Annotated in this window: 19 protein-coding genes and 1 pseudogene; 14 read left to right on the top strand and 6 right to left on the bottom strand. The window is 60.9% G+C overall.

Annotated features, from left to right (window positions below):
- The first annotated feature begins 548 nt into the window (after positions 1–548).
- Together ACREB7_RS02740 and ACREB7_RS02735 are read left to right on the top strand one after the other, a co-directional pair.
- Positions 549–2732 carry a TonB-dependent receptor gene (locus tag ACREB7_RS02740; protein ID WP_431590754.1) on the top strand — a complete coding sequence of 728 codons (2184 nt, stop codon included), beginning with the start codon at positions 549–551 and terminating at the stop codon, positions 2730–2732.
- A 68-nt stretch (positions 2733–2800) separates the two neighbouring features.
- Positions 2801–3898 (top strand): phosphotransferase family protein, encoded by a 1098-nt coding sequence (locus tag ACREB7_RS02735; protein ID WP_431590753.1) that lies wholly within the window; start codon positions 2801–2803, stop codon positions 3896–3898.
- Positions 3899–4094: 196 nt separating this feature from the next.
- Here the strand turns inward: ACREB7_RS02735 and ACREB7_RS02730 are convergent, their stop codons facing one another.
- The 3 genes and pseudogenes from ACREB7_RS02730 to ACREB7_RS02720 all read right to left on the bottom strand — a co-directional run.
- A complete protein-coding gene (locus ACREB7_RS02730; RefSeq protein WP_105998675.1) occupies positions 4095–5096 on the bottom strand; it encodes a DUF7064 domain-containing protein in 1002 nt (333 codons plus the stop codon).
- Between the two features lie 39 nt (positions 5097–5135).
- Entirely contained in the window at positions 5136–6413 is a 1278-nt protein-coding gene (locus tag ACREB7_RS02725; protein WP_431590752.1) for a phosphotransferase family protein, read from the bottom strand.
- Between the two features lie 2 nt (positions 6414–6415).
- Positions 6416–7246, bottom strand: a pseudogene (locus ACREB7_RS02720) (DUF7065 domain-containing protein); the annotation flags it as partial.
- Positions 7247–7654: 408 nt separating this feature from the next.
- Between ACREB7_RS02720 and ACREB7_RS02715 the strand changes: the two are divergent.
- On the top strand, positions 7655–8791 hold the full coding sequence (locus ACREB7_RS02715) for a phosphotransferase family protein (RefSeq protein WP_431590751.1): 1137 nt from the start codon (positions 7655–7657) through the stop codon (positions 8789–8791).
- Between the two features lie 121 nt (positions 8792–8912).
- Here the strand turns inward: ACREB7_RS02715 and ACREB7_RS02710 are convergent, their stop codons facing one another.
- Positions 8913–9920 (bottom strand): DUF7064 domain-containing protein, encoded by a 1008-nt coding sequence (locus ACREB7_RS02710; protein WP_088473818.1) that lies wholly within the window; start codon positions 9918–9920, stop codon positions 8913–8915.
- A gap of 451 nt (positions 9921–10371) precedes the next feature.
- Between ACREB7_RS02710 and ACREB7_RS02705 the strand changes: the two genes are divergently transcribed.
- From ACREB7_RS02705 to ACREB7_RS02685, 5 genes are all read left to right on the top strand, one after another.
- Positions 10372–11013, top strand: a complete 642-nt coding sequence (locus ACREB7_RS02705; RefSeq protein ID WP_431590750.1) for a TetR family transcriptional regulator — start codon at positions 10372–10374, stop codon at positions 11011–11013.
- A gap of 284 nt (positions 11014–11297) precedes the next feature.
- Complete coding sequence (locus ACREB7_RS02700) at positions 11298–13907, top strand: TonB-dependent receptor (RefSeq protein WP_431590749.1); 2610 nt, start codon at positions 11298–11300, stop codon at positions 13905–13907.
- Positions 13908–13915: 8 nt separating this feature from the next.
- Complete coding sequence (locus tag ACREB7_RS02695; RefSeq protein ID WP_058537095.1) at positions 13916–14995, top strand: phosphotransferase family protein; 1080 nt, start codon at positions 13916–13918, stop codon at positions 14993–14995.
- A gap of 135 nt (positions 14996–15130) precedes the next feature.
- Positions 15131–15598: an Lrp/AsnC family transcriptional regulator gene (locus tag ACREB7_RS02690; RefSeq protein ID WP_054586677.1), complete on the top strand. Its 468-nt coding sequence runs from the start codon at positions 15131–15133 to the stop codon at positions 15596–15598.
- Complete coding sequence (locus ACREB7_RS02685) at positions 15595–16059, top strand: Lrp/AsnC family transcriptional regulator (RefSeq protein ID WP_058537094.1); 465 nt, start codon at positions 15595–15597, stop codon at positions 16057–16059. Before ACREB7_RS02690 ends, ACREB7_RS02685 begins: the two co-directional genes overlap by 4 nt.
- A gap of 97 nt (positions 16060–16156) precedes the next feature.
- Here ACREB7_RS02685 and ACREB7_RS02680 read toward each other — a convergent pair whose 3' ends face one another.
- Positions 16157–17953, bottom strand: coding sequence for an amidohydrolase family protein (locus ACREB7_RS02680; protein ID WP_082639777.1), 1797 nt, complete (start codon positions 17951–17953; stop codon positions 16157–16159).
- 176 nt (positions 17954–18129) lie between these two features.
- Positions 18130–18978, bottom strand: a complete 849-nt coding sequence (locus ACREB7_RS02675) for an SDR family NAD(P)-dependent oxidoreductase (RefSeq protein WP_422058791.1) — start codon at positions 18976–18978, stop codon at positions 18130–18132.
- A gap of 112 nt (positions 18979–19090) precedes the next feature.
- Between ACREB7_RS02675 and ACREB7_RS02670 the strand changes: the two genes are divergently transcribed.
- From ACREB7_RS02670 to ACREB7_RS02645, 6 genes are all read left to right on the top strand, one after another.
- The gene (locus tag ACREB7_RS02670; protein WP_431590748.1) at positions 19091–20116 is read left to right on the top strand and encodes a phosphotransferase family protein; all 1026 of its coding nucleotides are present in this window, start codon (positions 19091–19093) and stop codon (positions 20114–20116) included.
- Positions 20117–20128: 12 nt separating this feature from the next.
- Positions 20129–20866, top strand: a complete 738-nt coding sequence (locus tag ACREB7_RS02665; protein ID WP_054590045.1) for an SDR family NAD(P)-dependent oxidoreductase — start codon at positions 20129–20131, stop codon at positions 20864–20866.
- Positions 20867–20891: 25 nt separating this feature from the next.
- The gene (locus ACREB7_RS02660; protein ID WP_054586681.1) at positions 20892–22115 is read left to right on the top strand and encodes an acyl-CoA dehydrogenase family protein; all 1224 of its coding nucleotides are present in this window, start codon (positions 20892–20894) and stop codon (positions 22113–22115) included.
- Positions 22116–22124: 9 nt separating this feature from the next.
- Complete coding sequence (locus tag ACREB7_RS02655; protein WP_431590747.1) at positions 22125–23162, top strand: alcohol dehydrogenase family protein; 1038 nt, start codon at positions 22125–22127, stop codon at positions 23160–23162.
- Between the two features lie 216 nt (positions 23163–23378).
- Positions 23379–24131: an enoyl-CoA hydratase/isomerase family protein gene (locus ACREB7_RS02650; RefSeq protein WP_431590746.1), complete on the top strand. Its 753-nt coding sequence runs from the start codon at positions 23379–23381 to the stop codon at positions 24129–24131.
- Positions 24132–24172: 41 nt separating this feature from the next.
- Positions 24173–25465 carry a cytochrome P450 gene (locus ACREB7_RS02645; RefSeq protein WP_431590745.1) on the top strand — a complete coding sequence of 431 codons (1293 nt, stop codon included), beginning with the start codon at positions 24173–24175 and terminating at the stop codon, positions 25463–25465.
- The last annotated feature ends 12 nt before the right edge of the window (positions 25466–25477 follow it).

Genomic DNA, 25477 nt, shown 5'->3' with positions numbered 1-25477 from the left:
ATCTATAATCAACGCAGATTACATTCCGCGCTCGGCTATGTCAGCCCTGCGCAGTTCGAGCAGCAACACTCCCGGCCCATGGTCAAATCAGCTGCGTGACCCTGTCCGGCCCGAGGGGCCCACTCCATAACGGGGGCCTTTTTGCACGCCGATCCACAGGCCATGATTTTATTTTTCGATCAAACGTGCCGATAAAATGCGCTAATTGAGAAGTAAATTTGGATTAAACGTTATTATGTTGACAATTATCGCCGTTTGCGAAATTCATGCCTGAATGCTGGCGCAGACCAGTTGAAACTATGCGGGTTTCGAGGCTGGCTTGAGCTAGTCGACGGGAGGATGAAAAATCATATATTTTTGAAGATTTTAGCCGTGTGTGCGGCGCCTACCGCTTAGCCGCTGGGCACGCTGCATGTCTGCGCCTCAACGATCACAGCCCGCAAAAATAAGGATGCGCGCCGAGACGCGCAAATGGGAAGGGAGAGACTGAAGTGATTAATCGATCAAACCAGCTTGCCACAGTGTCCGCGTTGGCAATGGCGGGCATCATGCTCGGTGTATCGACGTCTGCCAGCGCGGCTGACACTATCGAGGGAAGCGAGGCGCCAGCAAGCCGTGATGCCTCGGCCAACACCGATGGAAGTTCGACGGGGCTAAACGAAATTATTGTGACAGCTCAGAAGCGGTCCCAGAATCTCCAAGATGTTCCTGCAGTAATTAACGCGCTCGACGCGGGCATGATCGAGGATCGCCAGATTGGCGGTCTTGAAGAGCTTCAGGGGGCGGTTGCGGGCCTCAAGTTCGACCCTGTTTCCGGCAACTCCAACATTTCCATTCGCGGCGTCGGCACCACCTTCACGACCGGCGCGGGCGAAAATTCGGTCTCCTTGCATCTCGACGGCGTCTATCTTTCGAGCCCTCAGGGCGCTGGCCTCGGCCAGTTCGACCTTGGCGGAATCGAAGTGCTGCGTGGCCCGCAAGGGACACTTTACGGCAAGAATTCCACGGCGGGTATCGTCAACTTCATATCGGCGGCGCCTACCCGCGAGTTCGAAGCGGGCGTTACGGCGGGCTACGGGAATTATGACGACCTCAAAGGCTCGGCTTATGTCAGCGGCCCGCTTAGCGACGGAGTGCGTGCGCGGCTCTACATCGAAGGTGGCCAACGCGATGGCTATGTCAAGAATCTCCAGACCGGCCAGGATCTCGACGATCTGCGCTACATCGGTGGCCGCTTCGGTATCGACGCCGACGTGTCGCCCGGGTGGGATATGGAAGCGCGCCTGACCTACCGGCGCGAAGCCAGCAACGGCCCGGTGCGTCAGCCCTATGACCTCAACCGCCTGTCCTTGCCGATCCAGGATACGATCGTCACCCCTCGCCGGTTGAACTCCCCGCTCATTTTTGACGGCAATCGGTCCATCGCGCTGGCATCGCTGAAAAACACGTTCGATCTCGGCGGCAACGTAAGTCTTGTCTCGATCACCGGCGCTTCTCGCCTGCGCGTTAATTACAATTCGCTGGACTCGTTGGCGCAAGGAAATCCCAATGACCCGATCTTTGCAAATCTGACCATTCCGATCGCCCAGGGTGTCCGGGTTTCGACCTTCTCACAGGAATTCAACCTCAAGGGCGACAGTGGGCCGGTGGACTGGCTGGTGGGGGCCTTTTACTATAACGAAATCAACCGAACGACCGGCTCAGTTACCCTCGACGGACGGCTGCTTGGCAGCCCGTCCGCACTCATCCGTGTGTCCAACGGCCGCTCGAAGCGCGAAAGCGCCTCCATATTCGCAGATGCCACGATCAGCGTGAGCGACGCTACCCGGCTGTTTGGTGGCGTCCGGGGTCTTTACGAGCGGTCGCAAAATGATCTGTTGGTGACGTTCCAGCTTCCCGGCGGCACGGTCGTTCAGACCGATTGCAGTCCGGGCGCACCGCTTCAGCGCGTGACCGACTGGTCGGCTACGGGACGCATAGGCCTGCAGCATGATCTGTCGGACGATGTCATGGCCTATGGGCAGCTGTCGCGTGGGTACAAGTCCGGCGGCTTTTCCAACAGTACCTGCGGCAATCAATATAAACCGGAAACGGTCAACGCCATCGAGACGGGACTCAAGACGCGGTTTCTTGACAGGCGCGCGACACTGAATTTCGCGGCCTTCTACTATGATTACAAGAATATCTCGGTCGAGCAGTCGACGATATTCGGGACCAATGTCGTAGGCGCTCCGAAAAGCGAGATCTACGGGCTGGACATCGACGGGCGGCTGCAGGTCAATGATATGCTGAGCTTCGATGGCAACGCGAGCTTCGTCCACAGCGAATATAAGCGCTTCCTGTCGACGGGTGGCGCGATCTTTGGCGAACCCGATGGTACCGATTTGGCGGGACGGGCTCTCAACAAGGCTCCGGGTGCGTCCGGTACGATCGGAACGCAACTCGAATTTCCCGTCGGCTCGGGCAAGATCACGCTTCGCGGCGAGGCCTATTTCACAAGCGGATACCGCCTCCGCGAATATAATGATCCCTCGCTGCGGCAGAAGGCATATGAACTGTATAATGCATTCGTGACGTACGAACCCAATGATTTGGTCACCGTGCGTGGCTTTGTCCGGAACATCACCAAGACAAATTATATCCAGGGGACTGTGGTGCAGCTCAATGGGGTCACGGGGGTCTATAATCCGCCACGCACCTATGGTGTGGAACTGGCACTGAAAATCCGCTGAGGCACCAAGGGCCGGCCTGCGGGCCGGCCCGTCGCCGAAGAATATTGAACACGGAAAGTTGATTTGAAATGACTGCGGAAACTGAAGAATTGCAGGGGTTCTACGACAAGTCGGTCGCGGCTGCGAAGTCGGGCTACCCGGAAATTGACGCAGATCGGCTGGCAGCCTTCATTGCTGCGCAGCCCGGCATCGAAGGCCCCGTCACGCTCAGCAATTTCATTGTCCCGCAATCATCCGGTGCCAGCAACGGCATTCTGTTGTTCACGGCCGAGTTCGGGCGGAGCGGCGAGCGTCGCCGGGAAGACATGGTCGCGCGTTACGCACCTGGCACGACCATGATCAAGCAGAAGAGCTTTTCTGACGAGTTCCTGACTCTCGTCGCGGCATACAAGCGCGGTCTGCCCGTGCCCGAGCCGCTATGGCTTGACGCGGACGGTTCCGCTGTCGGCTATCCGTCCTTCGTCATGGCGCGGATCGAGGGCACGCCTCCCGCGTCCGCAATGTACTCCAAGGGACCGCTCGCCGACGTCAGTCCGGAAGCGCGCAAGGCCATGATGCTCGAAGCCGCTGGCTTTCACGGTCGCCTGCGCCGCGAGGCGATCGGACGCGATGAACTGCCGCATCTGCTCGCGCGCGGAAGCGGTGAAACCGATATCGAACGCGAACTCAACTGGTTCCTCGCGGAAGCAAGGCTAAGCTCCGAGCCGGACGATCCGAAGCTCGAGCCCATCGTCGAGGCTCACCGCTGGATGGTCGCGCACCAGCCAGCCGTTCGCGAGGGAACGCTTGTACAGGGCGATTCGCAGATCGCGAATGTGATGTTTCGCGACGGGCGGCTTGCGGCGGTGCTCGATTGGGAACTCGCCTATCTCGGCCATAATGAGGCCGACCTTGCGCTCATCGTCTTCCTCACCGAGACGATGAAACAGCTCGACAAACATGTCGACGGCACACCGACCGAGGCAGAATATCTTGCTCGGTTCGAGGAAGAGGCCGGCGCTCCGGCGGAACATTATGACTTTTTCAAACTGTTTCCTCTCTTCAAGACGCAGTGCATCCTGCTATCGGGGCGGAGCTTCCAGCCAGCCTTCGAACAGGTCTGGACCTATTATCTCGCCCACCTTCATGCCGAACTCGCCAACGCGAAACGCATATACGGCGATTGACGCCGCGGATCGGGGCATGGCGGACAGCACCCGGCCCGAGAAGCAACACAATGGACAAGGGCCGCGCAGCTTGCCAGCTGCGCGGCCCCTCTATCATTAGCATCGGGTCCGGCACTTTCGCGCATTCTCAAACGCGATTGCCGGCTGGGCGTCGCCGTGCCGGCGCCCTTTCCGGGCGCCGGCAACCCACGTCGATTCAAATAATATAATCCTCGGCCTTGCTGAGCCCCTCGGCAATCGCAAGAAAACTGACGTCCGCCTGGTTCGGGATATATGAACCCCGGCCAGGATTCGTACACATTTCGAGATCGACGAACCCTGTTTTCCCGCCATATTCAAAGGTCGAGATATTGTCCTGCGAGAATGTGCCCATCGCCGGCAGAGGTGTGAGGAACCCCTGAACGACCTTGGATTCGATCCTGAGCTGCTCGCCGGACTCAAGCGTCATGATGCCGATGCTCCCGAGCGGGGTCAGGCCATCATAATCAAAGGTCACGGCAACCCGCAGGTTGGTGATCGCCTCCTGCTTGCCGTTGCGATCGACGAAGCCCATTGTCATCGGGGTCGTTTCGTTGAAATCGAGAAAGAAGCCCGCGAAGCTGAGTTCGGAACCACAGGTGCCGGTGTACATGCGATATCGGTGCATCATGGGCGCGCTGTCGCTTCGCTTCCCCCATGACCGGTCGCGATGGGCAAGAGCGTCAATTTCATATTCATTGTCGCCAATTCGGACTTTCCCGCGAATGCGGCCGCCGCATTCGAGGTGACCATCGGAATTGGTAGCTTCTTCGAAATGCTCTGTATTCTTGCCCGACGGCCAGTTGCGCGGTGTATAGAAGCTCTCGTAAAATTCGATGTCAGCCGAAGACTCAGGTTCGTCCCAGGTGTAGCGCATCCTGCCGTCGCCGAGAGCCTCGGCCGTGTGGCTGCCAACGACCTGCTTGCGGGACTGGCGCGCGTCCGCACCTAATTGTACCTCGTTGCGCGGGGCGCTGTTGAGGACAAAGCGTTCACCGCCCGTCTTGAAGACGAACAGCATCAGCTGGCCGGTGCCCTTGTTCGGCTTCTGGCCGATGCGATGGAAGCCTCCCACGCCCAATTTGACATCGTAGAACCAGTAGCAATCGCTCTCCTGCCAGCTAGGTTCGTCGCTGAACTGGTGCGGGCAATCCCAATGATCCGAGAACACGGCTTCCATTACCTCAATCCCTTCTTTTCTGGTTGTAATGACTAAAGATCACGCCCCCGCACCGGCCATGCCATTGACCATCGCCATGAAACCTTCGCCCGGCGATGCGTCCGGCATACCGAGTTTGCGCGCCATCAGCATCGTCGCGGGATTGTTTGTCAGCACGTCCGTCCCCGCTGGCATCCGCCCTTCGCCGACGAGGCGATCCGAGAAGCGAATTCCCACGATGTTCATGCGGAACCAGGCGAGCAACGAATAATAGTCCAGATCGGCAACCGGCCGACCGCGTTCGGCTTCGTAATGGGCGATGATCTCGGCGCGGCTTGGCAGACCCTCGAGCCGCGCTACCCCCGACAGCGTCGAGAAATTTTCCTCGGCCTCGAGCCACCATGCGAGATCTGCTTCGCCGGGACCGAGGGACGCCATTTCGAAGTCGATCAGGGCTGCTACGCTGAGGTCGGGTCCGAACATCATATTGGCAGGTGTCGGGTCGCCCCAAAGGACGCTGACATCGGTGTCCCGGGGCTTGTTTGCCATGAGATAGTCGAGTGCGGCGTCGGCAACGTCGAGCCGGCGACCAGCCTTGGCCCAGATATACCAGTCTCTGGTCCAGGCAAGGAACTGATCGATGCCGGGTTCGCCCCGCTGGCGGTCGTCCAGAAAGGAAAAGCCTTGCCGCCAGTCGATCCGGTGGAGCCGCGCCAGCGTTCCGATCGCTCGCAGCCATATCTCGCGTCGCTGTTCGATCGGCAAATCGGCGAGCCACCCTTCGACGTTATAATTCGGCACCTGGTCAACGACCCGTCCTTCGATCGCCTCCATCACGAGGAAGGGGCTCCCGATCGGCGCCGGGTCGGGTTCGACACCGAGCGCGCGCGGGGCAGGAATATGGGGGTGGAGCGCGAGCGCCTCCATCATCCGGTGCGGCAGCCTGATATCGGCGTCCAGGAAGAGGTCCGTCCCGGCGAATTGTCGCCTGATGACGAGTGCGCGTTCACGATGTTCGCCATCGGCTTCATAAGCCATGGTAGCGAACATCGTTTCAGCGGAATTACCCGTGCCGCTGGGAAAACGCAGGGGCGACAAGGTCAGGTCGCCCAGATCGGCGAATTTCTGCCGCAACCAGGCCTGAAGGCCTTTCCGCATCGCCTCGCGGTCGATCGTCTGCGAGCCGCTCATGGATGATTCAACCCGGCCCGGCTGCGGTAAAGACCGTTGTCGAGTCTGCCGCTCGCCACGAAGGTCGGACGATCGGTCCCATTGCGTGGGTTCAAGATCGTGTCGATGAGGCCACCGCCCGTGCGATTGCCGCAACGTATTGTGCATGGCATCGCCATCTCGAAATGCTTCTGACCAAGTTCCAGCCAGACATTGCCATATCCTTCGGCCTCGAACGTCAGCCGGCCAAATTTTTCCGAAACGGCCACGACGGTTCCGCCCCGATTGGATAGCCCGTCAAATGCCATCAGCACGGACGCATCCTCGATCACCGCGGTGTCCACTTCGCCATCCTTTACGATATAGCCGAAAAGACTTTCGAGCCCGGAGCGCATACGCCCGCCGCCGAAGCCAAAAGAAAAATCCTCACCAAGCGAGCCCACGAGCCACCAGGCGGCATACATGTCGGCATTGGGGTTATCCATGTGCCGTGGGCCCCAGCTATGGTCGCGATAGGTAAAGCCCGAAATGGCGCGCTCGGGCTCGTCGCCGATCCGAACGGACCCGGAAAAAGTGCCGCCGGCCTGGAGATGATTGGCTGCCATCACGCGGCTCGTTTCGTTCCGCATGCCAGTGAGGTCCCAGAAATCATAGGGTGCGTGCACATCGCGGACCTGGATATCGAGATCGACATTCTCGTCGCTGGCACGCCACCGGCTTGAGCGGACGCCGAATGTGGCGGACTGGAAACCATCGGCATGGAACGTGTCGACGGTCCGGTCGGCTTCGCGAAGAGGAAGCCCTTCAGCTGTGCGGGAATAGTTGAGCCCGTTACGCGAGGTCACGCCAAAGCAGGACCGGGTAAGGCCGAGGTTCGGTTGATGGCCGATCCGGATGAAGCCGCCGATTTCCTGGGAAGGATCGGCCCAGCCAAGGACAATGCTTTCCTGCCATTGCGGATCTTCCCCCGGATCGTGCGGAAGCTCGACATCATCCGGCAGCGGTGACAGTCTCGAAATTTCGATGGCCTCGTCCCTTCGTTGCGCAGTGCGCGCGATTCCTCAGAACCCGGGAATCGTTCGTTCATTAATTACTCATATAATTATATTTTCTTTCCGCCGTCAACAGGGCTGCTGCTGCGGCGGGTTGAACGGTGCGTTGCGGCGGAGGAGCGGGCAGCGGGCACGCGCCACGAGTTTTTAGGTATTCAATTAATTATCCGTTGACTTTCACTGCTCAATCGGCCCGATGGTGCTTCGCCCTCGTTGCGGGAGCGTCGTCTGCGGTCGCGAAACGTGGCACAATCGCTCGAGCACTGCGGATGATCGCCCGAGGATCCCGCTTGGGCGATGGGCGCTAACCTGCGCAGTCGAGAGCCGGCCGCGCGGCAGAACAGAAACGGGAGAGTCATGTCGGAACTCGATGTCGATCAAATTGGCGCAGCTATCGTCAAGCATCAACGTGGTGCGCGGTTCGCCGAAACCACTCCCGATCAATGGGGCGACCGGCTCATGCAGTTTATCGGCGCGCAGGCGGGAGTCTCGGACGTCCGAGTCGCCAACGTGCGCGAAGTCGGCACAGCTGCGGGTGGTTCGAACGGAACTCTTCTGTTCGAGGCAAGCTGGACCGAAGACGGCGAGCCGCGCTCGTCGGGTCTCGTCTTGCGTTTCATGCCGACGCGCGGCCTGTTCCACGCCTATGACGTCACCGCGCAGTTCAACCTGCAGCGCGCGCTTGAAGCCACCGACGTGCCGGTTCCGCCACAGATCTGGCTCGATCCAGACGGCAAGCTTCTCGGTCGCCCGGGCTATGTGATGGGAATGGTCGAGGGGGCGAGCGCGCCGATGACCTGGATGACTTCGGGCATCATCGCCGACGCTGAGCCGGCAGCGCGGCGCGAGATGCAACTGGGATATCTTGAAGCGCTCGCGCGCGTGCATGCGCTGGACTGGCGGGCGCTCGGGCTCGAATGGCTGGAAAAGCGCGCGGCGGGTGCGCGTCCGATCGAGCGCGAGGTAAATTGGTACTGGGATTCGCTCGAATATGCCGACTGCAAGCCCTATCTCGAAGCGCTGCGACCGCTGCGGGATTGGCTCGTCGCAAATGAGCCGGCCGACATTGATACGGTCCTGTGTCATGGCGACGCGAACTTCGGCAATTATCTCTATCTCGGGACCGCGGTGTCGGCCGTGGTCGATTGGGAGATGAGCTTTCTCGGGACGCCCGAATGCGATGTCTGCTTCACGCATATGGGCGACCAGATCATCCAGAATGATGTCCCGGCTCTGGAAGGGACGCTGAGTTATCAGCAGCGGATTGCCGAATATGAGCGACTGTCGGGGCGCAAGCTTCGCAACATGCCTTATTTCGAGCTGTTTACGGCCTATCGGCTGGCGGTCATCAACGTGCTGACGTTCCGGCATTTCCCGGAGCCCATATTGCGCCAGTTGTTGCCAGTCATCGAACGCGGGCCGAAGATCGCCGCGGATTTGGCCGCCAGGGTCGGACTGGAGATTTTGCTGCCGCCGTCGGGCACGATCGACTGAAATTTAGGGTCCACCTGTTCGCTCGACCCCGAGCGTCCTCTCCGCACTGCGACGCTCGCGAGATCGCGAGTCCTTGCGGCTGCGGCGACCGCAGCAGATACATACGCGGTCGCCTGCCTTTTTAGCGGAGCCAGGAGGGGTCAAATCCCCGCTGGGAAATTCCGTCGTTCGTGTTGGCGAGAAAGAGGTGCGACACCTCCTGATTGCCGCGATGGGCATTGTCGATCATGTTGAAATCGCACACGCCCTCCAGGCCTTGCCACCTGGGGATAGACAGAACTTCGATCCCTGCCGGAGAAGAGTTCGGACCGCCATTGTTGAGGTCGGTGGAAGTCACGACGCCATCGACAGCTTCGACGTCGATACGAAGGGTCTGGCCGTTTTCGAGCTGCGCCACAGTCCAGCCGCCGATCGACGAGAGGCCGTCCCCCAGCGTGCAATTGACGGTATGGAAATCCCGGATAGGCTCGCGCTTTCCATCGAGCATCACATAGCCCATCTTGGCGAAGGCGCCATCCTCGGCCTGCATCGTGAGCAGCGAGTAGCTCAGCTTCTCGCCCACCGTGCCGGCATGCCAGCGCGCCGAGCGAAACATCGGTAGCGGGCGCGGTCCGTAGCCATGATCGCGGTAGCCGATGCCATTCTCGATCGTGACCACCCGGTCGCCGATCCGGACGCGGCCTTCCACCCGGCCGGCGCTTTCCGGGTGGCCATGATCGTCGCCTCCCGAAGTCAATGTTCCATGACCCGGTCCTCCGACCACCTCCCATTCCTGCGAAGGATACCAATCATAGATGCGCAGGTCCGCTTCCGCATCGTCGTCGAACGCCTCGAAGCGACAATATTCCATATCGGGAATCGTGAATCGCATCGTTCCGGAACTGGCCATGACATCGGTTCGATCGCCTGCCTCCAAGGGACGGTCGAGCAGGTGGCGACGGAAGCGGGTTCCGTCTGGGAAAGCCATCCCCCAATGCGTCTGCGTGGTCTTCTGATTCACGTAGGATCCCGTGCGCAGGAAGCCGACGAGGCCAGTGTCCGGGTCACGAAACACCAATACCCAGGATTCCTGCCAGAACGGATGATTTCCAGGGTGATGGGGCAAATCAATCGCAGAATACAGGCTCATGGGTCTCTCCACTATTTTTGACCTTCAACATCTCGAGGCCTCAGGATTCGGGATCAAAACCCGATCTTCGCAGGATCGAGCCGGCCGCGGTCCGAGCCTAAAATTACTCGATTAATTAAATGATGACAAGTTTGCATCTCGGCGGTGCGGTCGTTCCGCGCGCCAAGGCTTCAAGGTGGGTGTTCTTGCGATGGGGCGCAAAGCGAGGACGGAGCGGCTCGGGGAACCGCTGATACAGAGCATGAGATGTTTTTATCGCCTCAAGCCATTTTCGAGCCTGGTCTAACTGCGAGACTGCGCCGCGGTCTCCAAGTGCAATACTGGCATCGCCGCGCGGCCCAGGCGGTCGCTATGCCATTGTTAAAGCCGGTGCGGCTGGTATGCTTGAGTCCTGTCGGCACGACAGGACCGAATTCAGGAAGCGCTGGGGAGATCGATGAGGGCGCCTGCGATGAAACCAAGAGGCCGGCGGGCCAAGACGGCCGAGCCGGAAACCCCGCCGCGCGATCGGCTGGTTGAGGCAACGGCCAATCTCATGGTTGAGCGAGGATCAGTTGATGTTTCGCTCGCCGATATTGCACGGCGGGCCGATCTCAATTCTGCTCTGATCAGCTACTATTTCGGCAACAAGGCGGGGCTGATGATGGAGTTGCTTCGCTCGGTTCTGGGCGGCGACATATCAAAGCTCGATGCCTTCTCGCAGCGACAATTGTCGCCTGAAGAGAAGCTGTCGGGCTTCGTTCGCGGGATGATCGACAGCTATTTCACTTACCCGTTCATCAACCCGCTGACCCACCAGCTCGTCACCGAAGAGCCCGAAACCTACGGTCCGCTGATCGCGGAGGAGTTCAGCAAGCGGGCGGCAACGATTCTCCGGAACATCCTCGCCGAAGGGCAGGCCTCGGGAGTTTTCGCAAAGGTCGATCCGCTTCATCTTTATTTTCACATCGTCGGTGCCTGCGATCAATTCTTCCATGGCCGTTATCAAATGCAGCATATCTTCGGCATCGGCGCGATCGACGAGCCCATGAAGCAAGAATATTCGAATTATCTCGCCAACGCCGTGGTGAAGAGCCTGCGTCCCGCAACTTAGCCGACTGCCGGTCAGCACTGGCCCGATCGATATCGAAGGCGTCGGCCGTGCCGTACGTCTCCTTTTGCCATGCCCGGAACAGCAAGGCGCAGGAACGCGCCGCGGGAGAAGCTTGCCCCAACCCCTGATGGCGCTCTAAGGTCGAATTATAAATATATGGACGATCGTATATATATTTTGCGTTGACATTAATCCCAATGATGCCACCACTATGAAGCTCGCGAACCTTCGGGGTCGCGAATGCACGGAGGCAATCTCCGGCGGTCAATGGGAGGAGGCTGACAATGCGCTACGGCAAGAGACCGGATGGGCAGATGCATCGATCGGCCCGCGCTATCGCGGATGGCCTCATCCCCTCATCATCGCGTCTCAGGCTCCATCGACTCGGCAGCAGCGCTGCCGACGGCGAGCCGCGAGACGGCTTCCTGGAGGGAATTGGAATGCGGAGCAAGGCACTGGCACTTTGTGCGTCGATCGGCGTGTTGGCATGGGCTGGGGCAGCGCGGGCCCAAACGGCGCCCGAAGCGCCTGCGGCCGACGAACCGTCGCAGCTGGGCGAAATCATCGTCACGGCCCAGAAGCGAAGCGAGTCGCTCCAGCGCACGCCCGTTGCGGTCAGCGCCTTCACATCCGAGACGCTGGAGCAGCAGCAGATCAACGGCGTTCAGCAGTTGCAGTACAATGTTCCGTCGCTGGTGTTCGCCCAGCTTACCGGTTACTCGCAACTTTCGATGCGCGGCATCGGCTCCGACCTGACGGTTACGGCCGGCGAGCCGACGGTCGCGACGTTCCAGGACGGCGTCTACATGGGTCAGCTCTTTGCCCAGAGCGTCCCCAGCTTCGACCTCGAGCGCATCGAAGTTCTGCGTGGCCCGCAAGGTACCCTGTACGGTCGCAATTCGACCGGCGGGACGATCAATTACATCACCAAGCCACCGTCCTACGACACGGCTGCCAATCTTGCCTTCACTTATGGAAATTACGATCGCGTCGCGGTGGAAGCCGGGGCAACCGGTGCGATCGTGCCGGACAAGGTGGCAGCACGGGTCTCGGTGAAATATGACCGGAGAGACGGCTACCGCTTCAATGTCTTCGACGGCAAGCGGTACGATGCCAACGACCATCTGAGCGGCCAGGCTGCGCTGCTTATCGAGCCGTCGAGCGACATCAAGCTGACCTTGCGCGGCGACATGTCACGGCAGGTTACGTCCGCGGTACAGCAGTTCATCGATGCGCTCCCGACGCCGTCGAGCATCTCACCCGAAACGCCGACCGGAATTTTCTCCCTTCCGGGAACCGCGCTCGCCGGAATTCCCGGCCTCCTGTCGCCCTCGGACCTCGCGCTGCTGGGGAATCGAAGCATCTCCGACCTGTTTGGCCTCTCGGAGCCCGGGCTGCGCGGAGGCGATCCCACCAAATCGACCCGCATTGCCAATGACTTTCCGTCGCGGACCGAAGTCAATCTTCGCGGGGCCAGTGCGACACTCGACTGGGACATCGGGAATGTATCGCTGAAATCGATCACGGCTTATCGGTTCAGCAAATTGTTCATCCAGACCGACAATGACGGCAGCAGTGCGGCCATTCTCTACGAGGATCCGATCCAGCAAACCTCGAAGCAGTTCACGCAGGAAGTGAATATCTCGGGGAAGGCGTTCGACGACCGGCTGGACTGGCTCGCAGGAGTCTTTTACCTGCACGATCGCGCAAGTCTGAAAGCGGACATCTATCTGCCCTCGCTCGGCGATCTCATCATTGCCTCCGCCAGCCTGGGCACCGCGGCACCGCCACCGGTCTTCGACCTGTCGCAGCCTCTCATCCCCAATCTCCTCCTCCTCGGGTCCGATCCGCTGCTCGGCAATACCCTTTATGGCGGGCAACCGACGCCCGTCGCGTTTCTGGGCTTCGGTGCCGAGCAGAAAAGCTCCTCGCTGGCGGGCTTCGGTCAAGTCACCTACCGGATCGCGGATCGGTTGCGGGTGACCGCGGGCCTTCGCTACACGCGCGATGAAAAGGACGTCTTCCGGCGGCTCCACTCCAACTTCGTGCCGACTGCGGCCTTGTGCGAAACCCAGTCGAAGAAGAGCTGGACCGCGTGGACCGGAACGGCCGGGGTGGATTTCGATCTCTCGGATCGCGCGATGCTCTACGGAAAGGTGTCGCGGGGCTACAAGGCCGGGGGGTTCAATCCGGCGGAATGCACAGGGAGTTTCAACCCCGAAATCCTCTGGTCCTACGAAGCCGGGCTCAAGTCGACGCTCGCCGACAATCAGCTGCGCGTCAATCTGGCGGGCTTCTATTATGATTTCAGCGACATCCAGTTCACGACCTATCTCAACAATTCCTCGACGATCAGGAATGTCGCCGATGCGACGCTTTACGGCATCGAGGCCGAGTATATGCTCGCGCCGCGCGGCCTTGCCGGATTCTCGCTCGATGGGTCCGGTTCGTGGATCCACAGCGAATATGGCAGCCAGCTTCTCCAGGACCCGCTCGGCCTTGCGACGCTCGACATCAAAGGGAACCGCCTTATCCGGGCCCCCGAATGGAAGCTCAACTTCGGAGCGCAGCAGCGGATAGAGACCGCGAACGCCGGCGCCTTCACCCTCCGGGGCGAAGCGGCCTACACCAGCCAAATCTTCCATGATGTGTTCAATGGGAAGGCGCCCTTCCAATCGCAAACCCGCGAAGCGCCTTATTGGATCTTGAATGCCCGCCTGAGCTGGTCGTCGCCGGGCGATCGGTTCCAGGCGCAATTGTTCGCCGAGAATATCACGAACAAGCTTTATGCCTACAGCCGCGTCGCAGCGGCAACGGGGGCCTATGTGTCCGGACAATTCTCGCCGCCACGGACCTATGGCATCCGCCTGTCGATGAAGCTCGGCGCGAACTGAGGCGCGCGATGGCGGAGACACCGAAACCGGACGTTATCGCGAGCGTGATGCGGGCGACCAAGCCGGACTTTACCGATATAGACCCGGCGGACATTGCCCGCTTCCTGGCACAGCAGCCGGACATCGCGGGGCCGGTGGAAATCGCCAATGTTCGCGGTGGCGGCGCCAATGCGGGCGCGTCGAGCGGCGTTGTCGTGTTTGATGCAATATTGGAGGGCAAGGTCGAGCCGCTCGTGTTGCGCTATGCGCCGCTCCGCAACGAGGGCCGCATATTCTTCGACTATGGCATCAGGCAGCAATATGAACTGCAGGCGCGTCTGGCGGATGCCGGCCTCGCGGTTCCGCGCGCGCGCTGGATCGATCCCGACGGCGCCGTGCTCGGGCTGCCGGGCTTCATCATGGAGAAGGTCGAAGGCGATGTCGCGCACGCGTCGCCCTTCAGCGCCGGGCTGATCGGCGACGCGGCGCCCGATGTGCGCGAGCGGCGGATCGCATCGATTTTCCGGGCCCTGGGCAGCGTGCATGGCGCCGACTGGCAGAGCAGCGCGGTCGCGTCCTGCGTTCGCCAGGCTGCGGGCCGGACCCATTTCGAACGCTATATCAACTGGTATTGGGAAACCGTCAAGTGGGTGCAGCCGCCGCATCGCGAGCGGCTCGAGCGGTTGCGGTCCTGGCTGTTTGCGAACCAGCCCGATATTCATCATGATGACCTGGCGCTGATCCATGGCGATCCAAGTCTCGGCAATTACATGCTCGAAGGCGACGAGGTACGCGCGATCATCGACTGGGAACTCGCGGGTATCGTTGCTCCGGCTTACGACATTGCCATGCAATGTATGGCAAATTCCTATTATCGAGCCGTGTCGGCGCCCGAAGTCGCCGCCAGGATTCCCGATGACGCGAGCTGGGTGGCCCATTATGAAAGCGTGACGGGTCGCAGGGTCGAGCATTTCGAGTTTTTCCGCAGGGCGGTGACGCTGCCGCTTCTGGTCGTCCAACTGTCGATGTCGCGCAATTTTCCCGATGGTCTGCGCGATGAATTCCTCGCTGGTATGGAAGCGATTTGGGCGGTTGGGGAGGGCCGTTAAGCCGGAGCCGCCCAAGTCCGTGCTCGGCTCCGGGAATTGCGAGCAAACTTCCGGGCTGGCGTGCTGCGCTGACAACCGATACGGAGACGCGGCCGGCATCCGCCGGAGCGGGCTAACTGGAAACGGGCGATATCCATGAGCAGCGACATCCTCGACGATCTCAATCGGGCGATCATTGCCGCGCTTCAGGAAAATCCGAGCAGAACGAACAAGGACATCGGGGAAACACTCGGCGTTTCCGAACCTACTGTGGCGAACCGGATCCGGGCGCTCGAAGATGCCAATATCCTGCGCGTCATGATGCAGCGCGATATGCGCGCTCTGGGTTATTCGGTGTTCGCTTTGGTCGATCTCAATGTTGAAGGCCGCACGCCCGAAAATGTCGCTGAAGACCTCGCCAAGCTCGATGCATGCACCAGTGTTTCGGTGGCGATGAGCAGCCCGGACATCTTCGCCAATATAAATGCGCCCGATGGCGCTGCGCTCCAGCGGATCGTCGACGAGCAGATTGCGAAGATCGAAGGCATCGCCTCCTACGAGGTCAATACGGCGCTGGAGATCGTGAAACTGGATCCCCGCTTTGGCAAGCTGGGATCCGAATGATGCGCCTCGATGATCTGGACCAGCGTATCATTGGCCTCCTCGCCGAAGATGCGCGCATCAGTAACCGCGAAGCGGCGCGCCTGTTGGGTATCTCGGACACTGCGGTCCGTAAACGCCTGAAGAAGCTGTCCGATTCGGGCGCTGCGAAGATCACGGCGGTGGCTGATTCAGCCGCGTTGGGAATGACCACCGCTGTTCTGGTGCGGGTTCAGACATCTCCCGAAACGGCGCGCGACGTGGTCGAGGCGATGGCCAGTTTCGACGAAGTGAGTTTTGCTGCCTTGATGACAGGACGCTTCAATATCGTTCTGCTCGTGGCGGCGCAAAGTCGTCAGGCCGTGGCAGATATTATTCACATGCATTTACGGCGGCGATCCGGCGTACACCGGGTAGAAACGGTCGAGATCGTCTCGGTCGCCAAGCACAACCTCGAAATCGCCCTGGTCTCCAGAAAACGCTGACCCCACCCGGCCGAGGTGCCGGGACTCGGGCTCACGGGCTCCGCACTAGCGACCCAGTGGAAGGGGACGGCCTGCGCCCCCTTCCGGAGAATCATTATCATTCTGCGGCGATCGCCATTGGATGCATCAGCTGCTCATCCATGTCGGCGCCGCCCGACCCGACCAGTCGGCCCGGTGTCGCACCAGTGCACTCGGTGCCATTGACGAAGGTCGTCTCGCCATTCACCATCACCCGCTCGATGCCCTGGGGCTTGCAGACGCGCCGCCAGTCGCCATCGGGAAGATCATGGGCGATCTCATATTTGAGCCGCGGATAGTCGAGCGCCTCATAGTCATAGATGAAAAGATCGGCCGCTTGCCCCGCTGCCAGCGTGCCCCGATTGTGGAGTCCGAGCACTTCTGCCGGAACCGCGCTGAGCTTGTAGTGCATTTCCTCAAGCGTCATCAACCCGGTCTCGCGAACCATCCAGATGATCGCGTCCGTCGAATATTGACCGCCAGCCCAGAATTTCACATGCGCTCCGCCGTCCGAGGTTCCCGGAATGGTGAACGGATGTTTGAGAACCTGTGCGACTTTCTCGTCGTCAAAGCTCATGCCTTCGGCCACGAGGAAATCGCTGTCGGCATTGGTATCGACCACGATATCCATAAACACGTCGATCGTGGGCCGATTGCCAACGGCGGCCGCGATTTCGCCGACCGACTTGCCTTCATACTGGTTCCATGGGGCGACGCCGCAAGCGTCGTTCAGGACATAATGCTCGAGCGGTCCGCCGGCCGGTGCGAGCAGTTCAGGCCTGTACACGTTGCGCAAGCGCGTGCGATAATCCTCGTCCGCCGCTTTTGCGACTTTTGCCGCGCGATCGCCCGCGAAGGTGAATTCGCGGAACTCGGGAATGATGTTCCAGATATCCCAGTCCATCGGTTTGAATTCGTTCCAGCCGCGCGTGGTCAGGGTCTGGGTGAAGATTTCCAGCCCCTCTTCCCGCGCCTTGTCGATCAGAGCGAGGACTTCCTCATGATAAGTGGGCAGAAAGTCGTTGACGATGACGACATTGTGAAGGACGGGCCGGCCCGACACCCGTGCAACCTCTAGCGCGATCTCACCGAAGCGCGCACCCGGGGTATCGACGAGGGCCTGGATCGAGCCTTCGCCGCGCTCGCGAAGCACTTCCGCGAGCGCCAGAATGTCCTCGCGGCTCATCGTGTCGCTCGGCATCGGGGTGCCGTCACAGTCGATGTGGGTGTTATGCTCGCCCTGGTAGGAAAAGCCGAAGCCGATTGCGCCCGCGTCCATGGCGGCGTGCAGTTCCTGCTTCATGCGCTCCCGCTCTTCCGCAGTTGCCGGACGGCTTTTCGCTGCTTCGAGGCCCATCACATAGATTAGGAGCGGATTGAGGGGAACATAGCTGGCGACGTTGACCCCCTTGGGCACCCGCTTGAGATGCTCGATCCATTCGGGGAAGCTGACCCAGTCCCAGCCGAGCGCTGTCCGCATCGCATTTACGGGAACCTGTTCGGTGGTCTCCATCATCTGCATGTAGCGCTCCCGGTCCTGCGGATGGCAGGGGGCAAAGCCAAAACCGCAATTTCCCACGCCGATTGTCGTGGTGCCATGCCAGCCAGAGTTTGTGGCATAGGGATCCCAGTGCAGTTGAGCGTCATAATGCGTATGGGCGTCGATCACCCCCGGCGCGACGATCTTCCCGGTGCCGTCGATGACATCGCTCGCGTCGCCGCTGATCCCGGCGCCAATGTCCGTTATGATCCCGTCCTTGATTCCGATATCGCCCACGAACCGCGGCGAGCCCGTGCCATCGACGATCGTGCCGCCTTTGATGAGCGTGTCAAACTTAGGCATCCCATTCTCCCATCTCTCTGTGTTGCTCGACATTATGGTCGGCATTTGGTTCTCAAATTCGACAAAAATGATGCGCGTATCTATATTATGCGATCCACACTTGAGTCAAATATAATGGGAAATGATGTCATGGCCGGTCTGGACTGTCTTGATGGCGTTTCGACCCTCCCTTTGCGCGAAAGGGGCAGGCCGATGCGCCGACGGGATGCTCAAACCGCGGTGTAGCCACCATCGACGATGAACTCGGAACCCGTGATGTAGCGTGCGCCGTCGCTTGCCAAGAACGCGACCAACGGCGCGATGTCATCGACATTGCCCATCCGGCCCACGGGAATCTTGCTGTTCCATGCGGCAACAACCTGCTCCACCGACGCTGGTTCGCCGTTCGCGGCGGTAGGTCTCTCGTGATGGGCGCCGAGCCTGGTTGCCGTCGGACCCGGCAACACCGTATTCACTCTTACGGCACGCTCGGCCAGTTCGACCGCGACAGCCTTGCTCAACATACGGATTGCGCCCTTGCTCGCGCTATAAGCGGCATAACGGTCCCCTGCCACCGTCCCATAGATTGATGAGATATTGACGATGGCGGCGGTTGACGTGCCGTCCGCCTGACGACGCATCGACAAAAGCGGCAGTGCCATCTGCATCCCCATGAACGGACCCTCGACATTGATCCGATATTGCCTTCTCAGATCGTCGAGAGGAGCGGTCGCAAAAGGCGTGTCGAGCATGATGCCGGCGTTGTTCACGAGAATGTCGAGCCGGCCGAGCTTTTCGGCGAAGCCGATCGCCGTCTCCCAATCGGCTTCGCTTGTCACGTCATGCCGGCAGGCGTGCGTTCCCTTGGTGCCATCGCACCACTCAAGGCGAGAGGCATCGATATCGGTCGCAAGTACCTCGGCGCCGGCGGCAAGCAATTGCTTTGCCACGGCAAGGCCTATCCCGCTTCCCGCGCCCGTCACGATCGCAACGCGGCCCTCCAATTCGATCGAATTCACCATCACCTCCATGATCGAAAACTGAGAAGCGCCATCGAGCCAATCGACGGCGTCGCGCAAATTGCGCGCGCGCTTCCGTGCTTCGCCGCCATTCGCGCCTCCGGATTGGCATTGACATGCGCGGCCGTCAAATGCGATTATACAAGCAATTAATTAAATATCGGAGGGCGCGGTGGAGGGTGTCGATCTTGTTTCGCTTGATCGCTGGATGGAAGCCCGGAGCCTTGGAAGTGGCTCGATTTCCGGCGTCCGGCTTCTGGCTGGCGGAACCCAGAATATTCTCCTCCGCTTCCATCGCGGGCCGTCCGAATTTGTTCTCCGCCGGCCGCCGCCGGTTCTGCGCGCGGGATCCAATGAGACGATGCGCCGCGAAATGCGCGTCCTCGAGGCACTGCGCGGTAGCGATGTTCCTCACCCTGGCTTCATCGCCGGATCTAGCGACGAGACGATCCTTGGCGCTGCTTTCTATCTCATGCAGCCGGTCGATGGCTTCAACCCGATGTCCGGGCTCCCCGCCTTGCACGCTCGCGAGCCGCTGCTGCGCCGCCGCATGGGCCTCGCCGTGGTCGAGGCGATCGCCGCACTCGGCGCGCTCGATTATCGGGCGGTCGGCCTCGCGGATTTTGGAAAGCCCGAGAATTTCCTGGAACGCCAGGTGGGGCGTTGGCGCCGCCAGCTTGAAAGCTATGCCGATCTAGCCGGGTGGCCGGGGCCTGGCGCCATCCCGGGGGTGGACGCGGTGGCGGCCTGGCTCGATCGCCATCGCCCAAGCTCATTTCAACCGGGGATCATCCACGGAGATGCGCATCTTGCAAATGTGATGATCCGGCCGGACAGCGTGGAACTCGCAGCCCTCGTTGATTGGGAATTGAGCACGATTGGCGACCCCCTGCTCGACCTCGGCTGGCTGATCGCGACATGGCCGACCGATGGCTCATCCTTCGCCACGGACGCCATGGCAAATCAGCTCACCGATCTTGCATCTCCTGCCGACCTCGCGGCGCATTACGCAGCGTCAAGCGGCCGGGATCTCGCGGCTCTCGACTGGTACATCGTGCTCGCCTGCTACAAGTTGGGCATCATTCTGGAAGGGAGCTTTGCGCGGGCCTGTGCCGGAAAGGCGCCGCGCGAAACCGGCGAACGGCTTCACGCGCACACGCTCGCTCTGTTCGAGCGCGCCCTCAGCATCATTCGTTGAAAAGGAAAGATGATGATCGACGATACCGATTTTAGCGGACGCAATATTCTCGTCGTCGGCGGATCGAGCGGGATCGGCAACGGCATAGCCCAAGGGTTTCGCGCCCGCGGCGCCAATGTTCATATCTGGGGGACGCGCGCCTCTGCGTCCGACTACAGCGCCGATGAAGGGTCCGACCTTGAAGGACTGGGCTATCATTGCGTCGATGTCGGGACGCCCGAGGCTATCGAGACGGCGGAGATTCCCTTCGACACGCTGGACTCCCTCATTTTGTCGCAAGGAACCGTATTATATCGGCGCCAGGAGTTCGAGCGCGAAGGGTGGGATCGTGTCATGGCGGTCAATATCGACAGCCTGATGCATTGCGCGCGCAAGTTCCGGCCACTGCTTTCGGCGTCCGGCGGGTCGATTATTATCGTGAGCTCGACGTCCGGCTTGCGCGGCAATATCGGAAACCCGGCTTATGCCGCGTCCAAAGCGGCCGCGATCAGTCTGACCAAAACGCTGGGCCAGGCTTTTGCCGGTGACGGGATTCGGGTGAATGGTCTCGCTCCGGGGCTCGTCGACACCAAATTGACACGGATCACGACCCAGAATTCCGCTCGTCTCGACGGCGCGCTCGCCACGATCGCGCAGCGACGCATGGGGACGCCCGCCGATATGGCGGGTGCCGCCATATTCCTCGCATCCCCGCTCGCTTCCTACGTCACCGGCCACACGCTGGTTGTCGATGGTGGCCTGACGCTCTGATTTGCCATTCTGACAGGAGATACAGATGCAGTTCGAACATAGCGAAAAGGTCCGTGACCTCCTGCAGAGGGTCGAAACGTTCATGGATGCGCATATCTACCCCAATGAGGAAGAGTATTACCACTTCATCCACGACCAGAGGAATCTGTGGCAGGAGTGGCCTGGAATGCCCGCCCTCAAGGCCGAGGCGCGTGCTCAGGGCTTGTGGAACCTCTTCCTCCCACACGAATATGGCCGCTTCTCGCCCGGGCTCAGCAATCTTGAATATGCTCCGCTTGCCGAGGTGATGGGCCGATCGCCGTGGTCGAGCCAGGTGTTCAATTGCTCCGCGCCCGACACGGGCAATATGGAAGTGCTCGCGAAATTCGGGACCCCCGATCAGCAGCAGCAGTGGCTTCAGCCCTTGCTCGACGGGGAGATTCGCTCGGCCTATGTGATGACCGAGCCGCAGGTCGCCTCGTCCGATGCCACCAATCTTGAGCTGTCCATCAAGCCCGACGGCGACGACTATGTCATCAACGGCCGGAAGTGGTGGATTTCAAATGCGATGCACCCCGATTGCGCGATCTTCATCGTGATGGGAAAGACCGACTTCGATGCTCCCCGCCATGCCCAACATTCGCAGATCCTCGTGCCGCGAGATACGGCGGGGATCACGGTCGTGCGCAACCAGACCGTCTTCGGATCGATGAACTCGCCGGGCGGCGAGTGCGAACTGCGCTTCGACAATGTACGCGTACCGAAGGAAAATCTCATTCTTGGTGAGGGGCGGGGGTTCGAGATCGCGCAAGGGCGTCTCGGGCCGGGACGTATTCACCACTGCATGCGTTCGATCGGCCAGGCGCAGCGCGCGCTCGAGATCATGGCGCGCCGCGCGGACAGCCGCGTCGCGTTCGGAAAGAAGCTCGCCGATCAAAGCAGCATCCGCCAGGACGTCGCACGCAGCTTCTGTGAAATCGAGATGTCGCGCCTGCTCACGCTCAAGGCGGCCGACGCCATGGACCGCTATGGCAACAAGGTTGCCAAGGATCTGATCGCGGCCATCAAGGTGATCGCTCCGCAAATGGCGCAAACCGTCGCGGATCGGGCCATCCAGGTTCATGGCGGAATGGGCGTAAGCGACGACACCCCGATCGCCTACTTCTTCACCCTCAATCGCTATCTGCGCATCGCGGACGGTCCCGACGAGGTGCACATGTCGCAGCTCGGGAAGCAGAAGATCGCCGAATATTCGGCGATGGCGAAGTAGGAGGTCGGCATGAAGGCGCTGCTTTATCACGGGGCGGGGGATATCCGCTACGAAAGCACGGCCGATCCGACGCCGGTCGAGGCGGGCGACGCCATCGTTCGGGTCACCGCCTGCTCGATCTGCGGAAGCGACCTCCACATTTATCATGGTCAAGGATTTTCCGAGGACCGGGGCTTTTGTGTCGGTCACGAAGCGGTCGGCGAAGTGGTCGAAACCGGACGCGCCGTCTCGCGGCTCCGCGTCGGTGACCGGGTCATGATCCCCGCAGCAGCGGGCTGCGGCGCCTGCCGACCCTGCCTGTCGGGCAATGTGATCGGGTGCGAGAATGGCGCAGCGGCCTGCTACGGGCTGTCCGCCGCGCTTCAAGGCTCGCAGGCCGAGGCCGTTCGCGTCCCCAGCGCGGATGCCAATGCGGTGCTGATCCCGGAAGGGATATCGGAAGAGCAGGCGCTGCTGATGACCGACGCCCTTTCGACCGCCTGGTTCGGTGCGCGCAGCGCCGATATCGCCCCGGGGAGCAGCGTCGCCGTGATTGGTTTGGGGCCGATTGGCCTCATGACGGTCGACTCCGCCTTCGTGCTGGGCGCCCATATCGTATATGCCATCGATCCCGTTCCAGAAAGGCGCGCGCTGGCGGCAGCGGCGGGCGCCGTCGCTTTGCACCCTGAGGAAGCCGTCGCCGTGATCCGGGAGGCGACGAAAGGACGTAAACTCGATTCCGTCGTCGAGGTGGTCGGGAGCGATGCGACGGTCGATATGGCATTACGCCTGGTAAGGGCGCGCGGCACCGTCTCGGTAATCGGCGTGCAGCAATCGCGCCGTTTCGCCTTTCCGCTCGAACGCGCGTTCGCGGCAGGGCTCACATTCCGGGTCGGAACCTGCTCGGTCCCCGAAGAATTGCCGACCCTTTTTCCACTTGTCCAGGCGGGGCGTCTCAAGCCGGAAACCTATGTCTCCAATCGGCTGCCGCTGCGAGACGGCGCCGAAGCCTATGCGAAGTTCGACCGCCGGGAGGCGGGAACCCTGAAGATCATCCTCGAGCCCTGAAGACGCGACTGGCTGGATCTGAGCCCGGCGCGCCCCTGACCGCACGCGGAAAGGCGGGGACGACACGACAAACAATGCGCGCCTCTGCTTGCGGCGCTTCGCCGGCAAAACCGTTCGCATTGACCGCTGAGCTATGCAGTTGATCGGGCGAACGCATCTGTGTATCTAATAATCGAGCAATTAATTAATTGTCGAATCGCTCGCGGAGAGGACGCCATGGCATCGGGATTGTCGGTAGAGTTGCGGGTCGATGGGCCAACCGCACATATCATCCTCAACCGTGAGGACCGGCTCAACGCGATCAACAACGACATGTTTCGGCGGCTTGAAGATCATGTCGGGCGGCTCGCGGGCGAGGCCGAGGCTGTTCGCAGCGTTATCGTGCGCGGCGCGGGAAAATGTTTCTCTGCGGGGCATGATCTGCAGGACATCGCGTCTGGCGATGCAGTGCATGATGTCTCTTTTCAATCTTCGGTGCTCGAGCGTCTCGCGAATCTGCCCCAGGCGGTTATCGCGGCGGTGCACGGTCATTGTTACACCGGCGCGCTCGAGTTGGCGCTGGCCAGTGATTTCATTCTCGCCGCGCGGAGCGCGCGGTTCGCGGACACGCACGCCAAATGGGCGCTCACGCCTGTGTGGGGAATGAGCCAGCGGCTGCCCCGTCTGGTGGGCCAGGCCAAGGCGCGCGAGATGATGTTCACCGCGCGCACGATCGATGGCCGGGAGGCGGCGGAGATCGGACTGGCGGCGTCCTGCTTCGAGGATACTGAGTTTCTGGAGCGGGTCGATGCGATCGCGTCGATGATCGCTGAAAATTCGGCTTTCAGCATTGCCGCCTATAAGCGACTGCTCGCCGAAACGGACAATGTCCCGCTGCATCTCGGCCTCGCACACGAAGTCCGCAACAGCGCAGGCGTCGGACCCGACATGGGCGAACGTATCGCGGCCTTTTCAAAACGCAAAGCATGACCGCGCCATCTGGAGCGCTGGTCGATCGGGAGTGAGTGACGATGAGCAATGAAACCCAAGACCTGGCCGCGCCAGCCGAAATGGCGGCCCGGCTTGTGAACCCGGCATCGTTCGGCGACCCCGCGACCCTGCACGCCGACCTTGCCTGGCTTCGTGGCCACCAGCCCGTTTCGCTTGTCGATACCGCCGGTGTCGATCCCTTCTGGCTCGTGAGCCGGCACGGCGACATCATGGAGATAGAGCGCCAGCCCGACATATTCCGCAACGGCGATCTTTCGACGGTTCTCATCGGAAGTCCGATGCTCAAGGCGGTGGAGAATGCGACCGGCTGTCCGCACCTCACCCGTAACATGGTCAATATGGACGGAGCAGAGCATCGTGCCTATCGCTCGCTGGTCCAATCCTGGTTCATGCCAGGCAATGTCAAGAAGCTCACGGACGACATCCGCGAGATCGCGCGCGCGCATGTCGATCGGATGATGGGGCTCGGCGGCGAATGCGACTTTGTCGCCGATGTGGCCCTGCATTATCCGTTGCACGTCATCATGAGCATCCTTGGCGTTCCCGAAGAGGACGAACAGCGCATGCTGATGCTGACCCAGCAACTTTTCGGCGCCCGCGATCCGGAACTCAGTCGAAAAGCCGATGCCATGGCCGATCCGGATACCGCCATAAAGGTGTTCGGGGCCGTCGTGGCGGACTTCCACGCCTATTTCTCCAATATCACGGCGAGCCGCCGCGCCGAGCCGCGCGACGATCTAGCGACCATCATCGCGAACGCCATGATCGACGGCAAGCCGATCGACGAGCGCGCTGCCAACGACTTTTACATCCTGGTCGCGACCGCCGGGCACGACACCACCTCCGCCTCGACGGCCGGTGCGATCTGGGCCCTCGCGGAGCGGCCCGCCTTGCTCGCCGAGGTGAAGGCCAATCCCGACCTGATCCCGGCTCTCGTCGATGAGGCGATTCGCTGGGTCACGCCGGTGAAGCATTTCATGCGCGCCGTTGCCCGGGATCATGAGGTGAATGGCCACCAGTATAAGGCCGGGGACTGGGTCATGCTGTCCTATATGTCGGCAAACCGTGACGAGGCGGTGTTCGACGATCCGTTCGAGTTCCGGCTCGACCGCCCGGCAAACAAGCAGATCGCATTCGGTTACGGGCCCCATCTATGTGTCGGCCAGCATCTCGCGCGCCTCGAGATGAAGACCCTGTTCGAGGAACTTCTGCCCCGGATCGAATCGCTCGAAATCGCCGGCGAACCGGCCTGGACCCAGGCGACGCTGGTCAGCGGGCCGAAACGCCTTCCGATCCGCTTCACTCAGAGTTGATCGGCGGGTCGA

Source organism: Sphingopyxis sp., from assembly GCF_050725615.1.
GTDB lineage: Bacteria > Pseudomonadota > Alphaproteobacteria > Sphingomonadales > Sphingomonadaceae > Sphingopyxis.
Note: the sequence above shows the minus strand (reverse complement) of the source record. Positions and strands in the feature narration are given on the sequence as shown.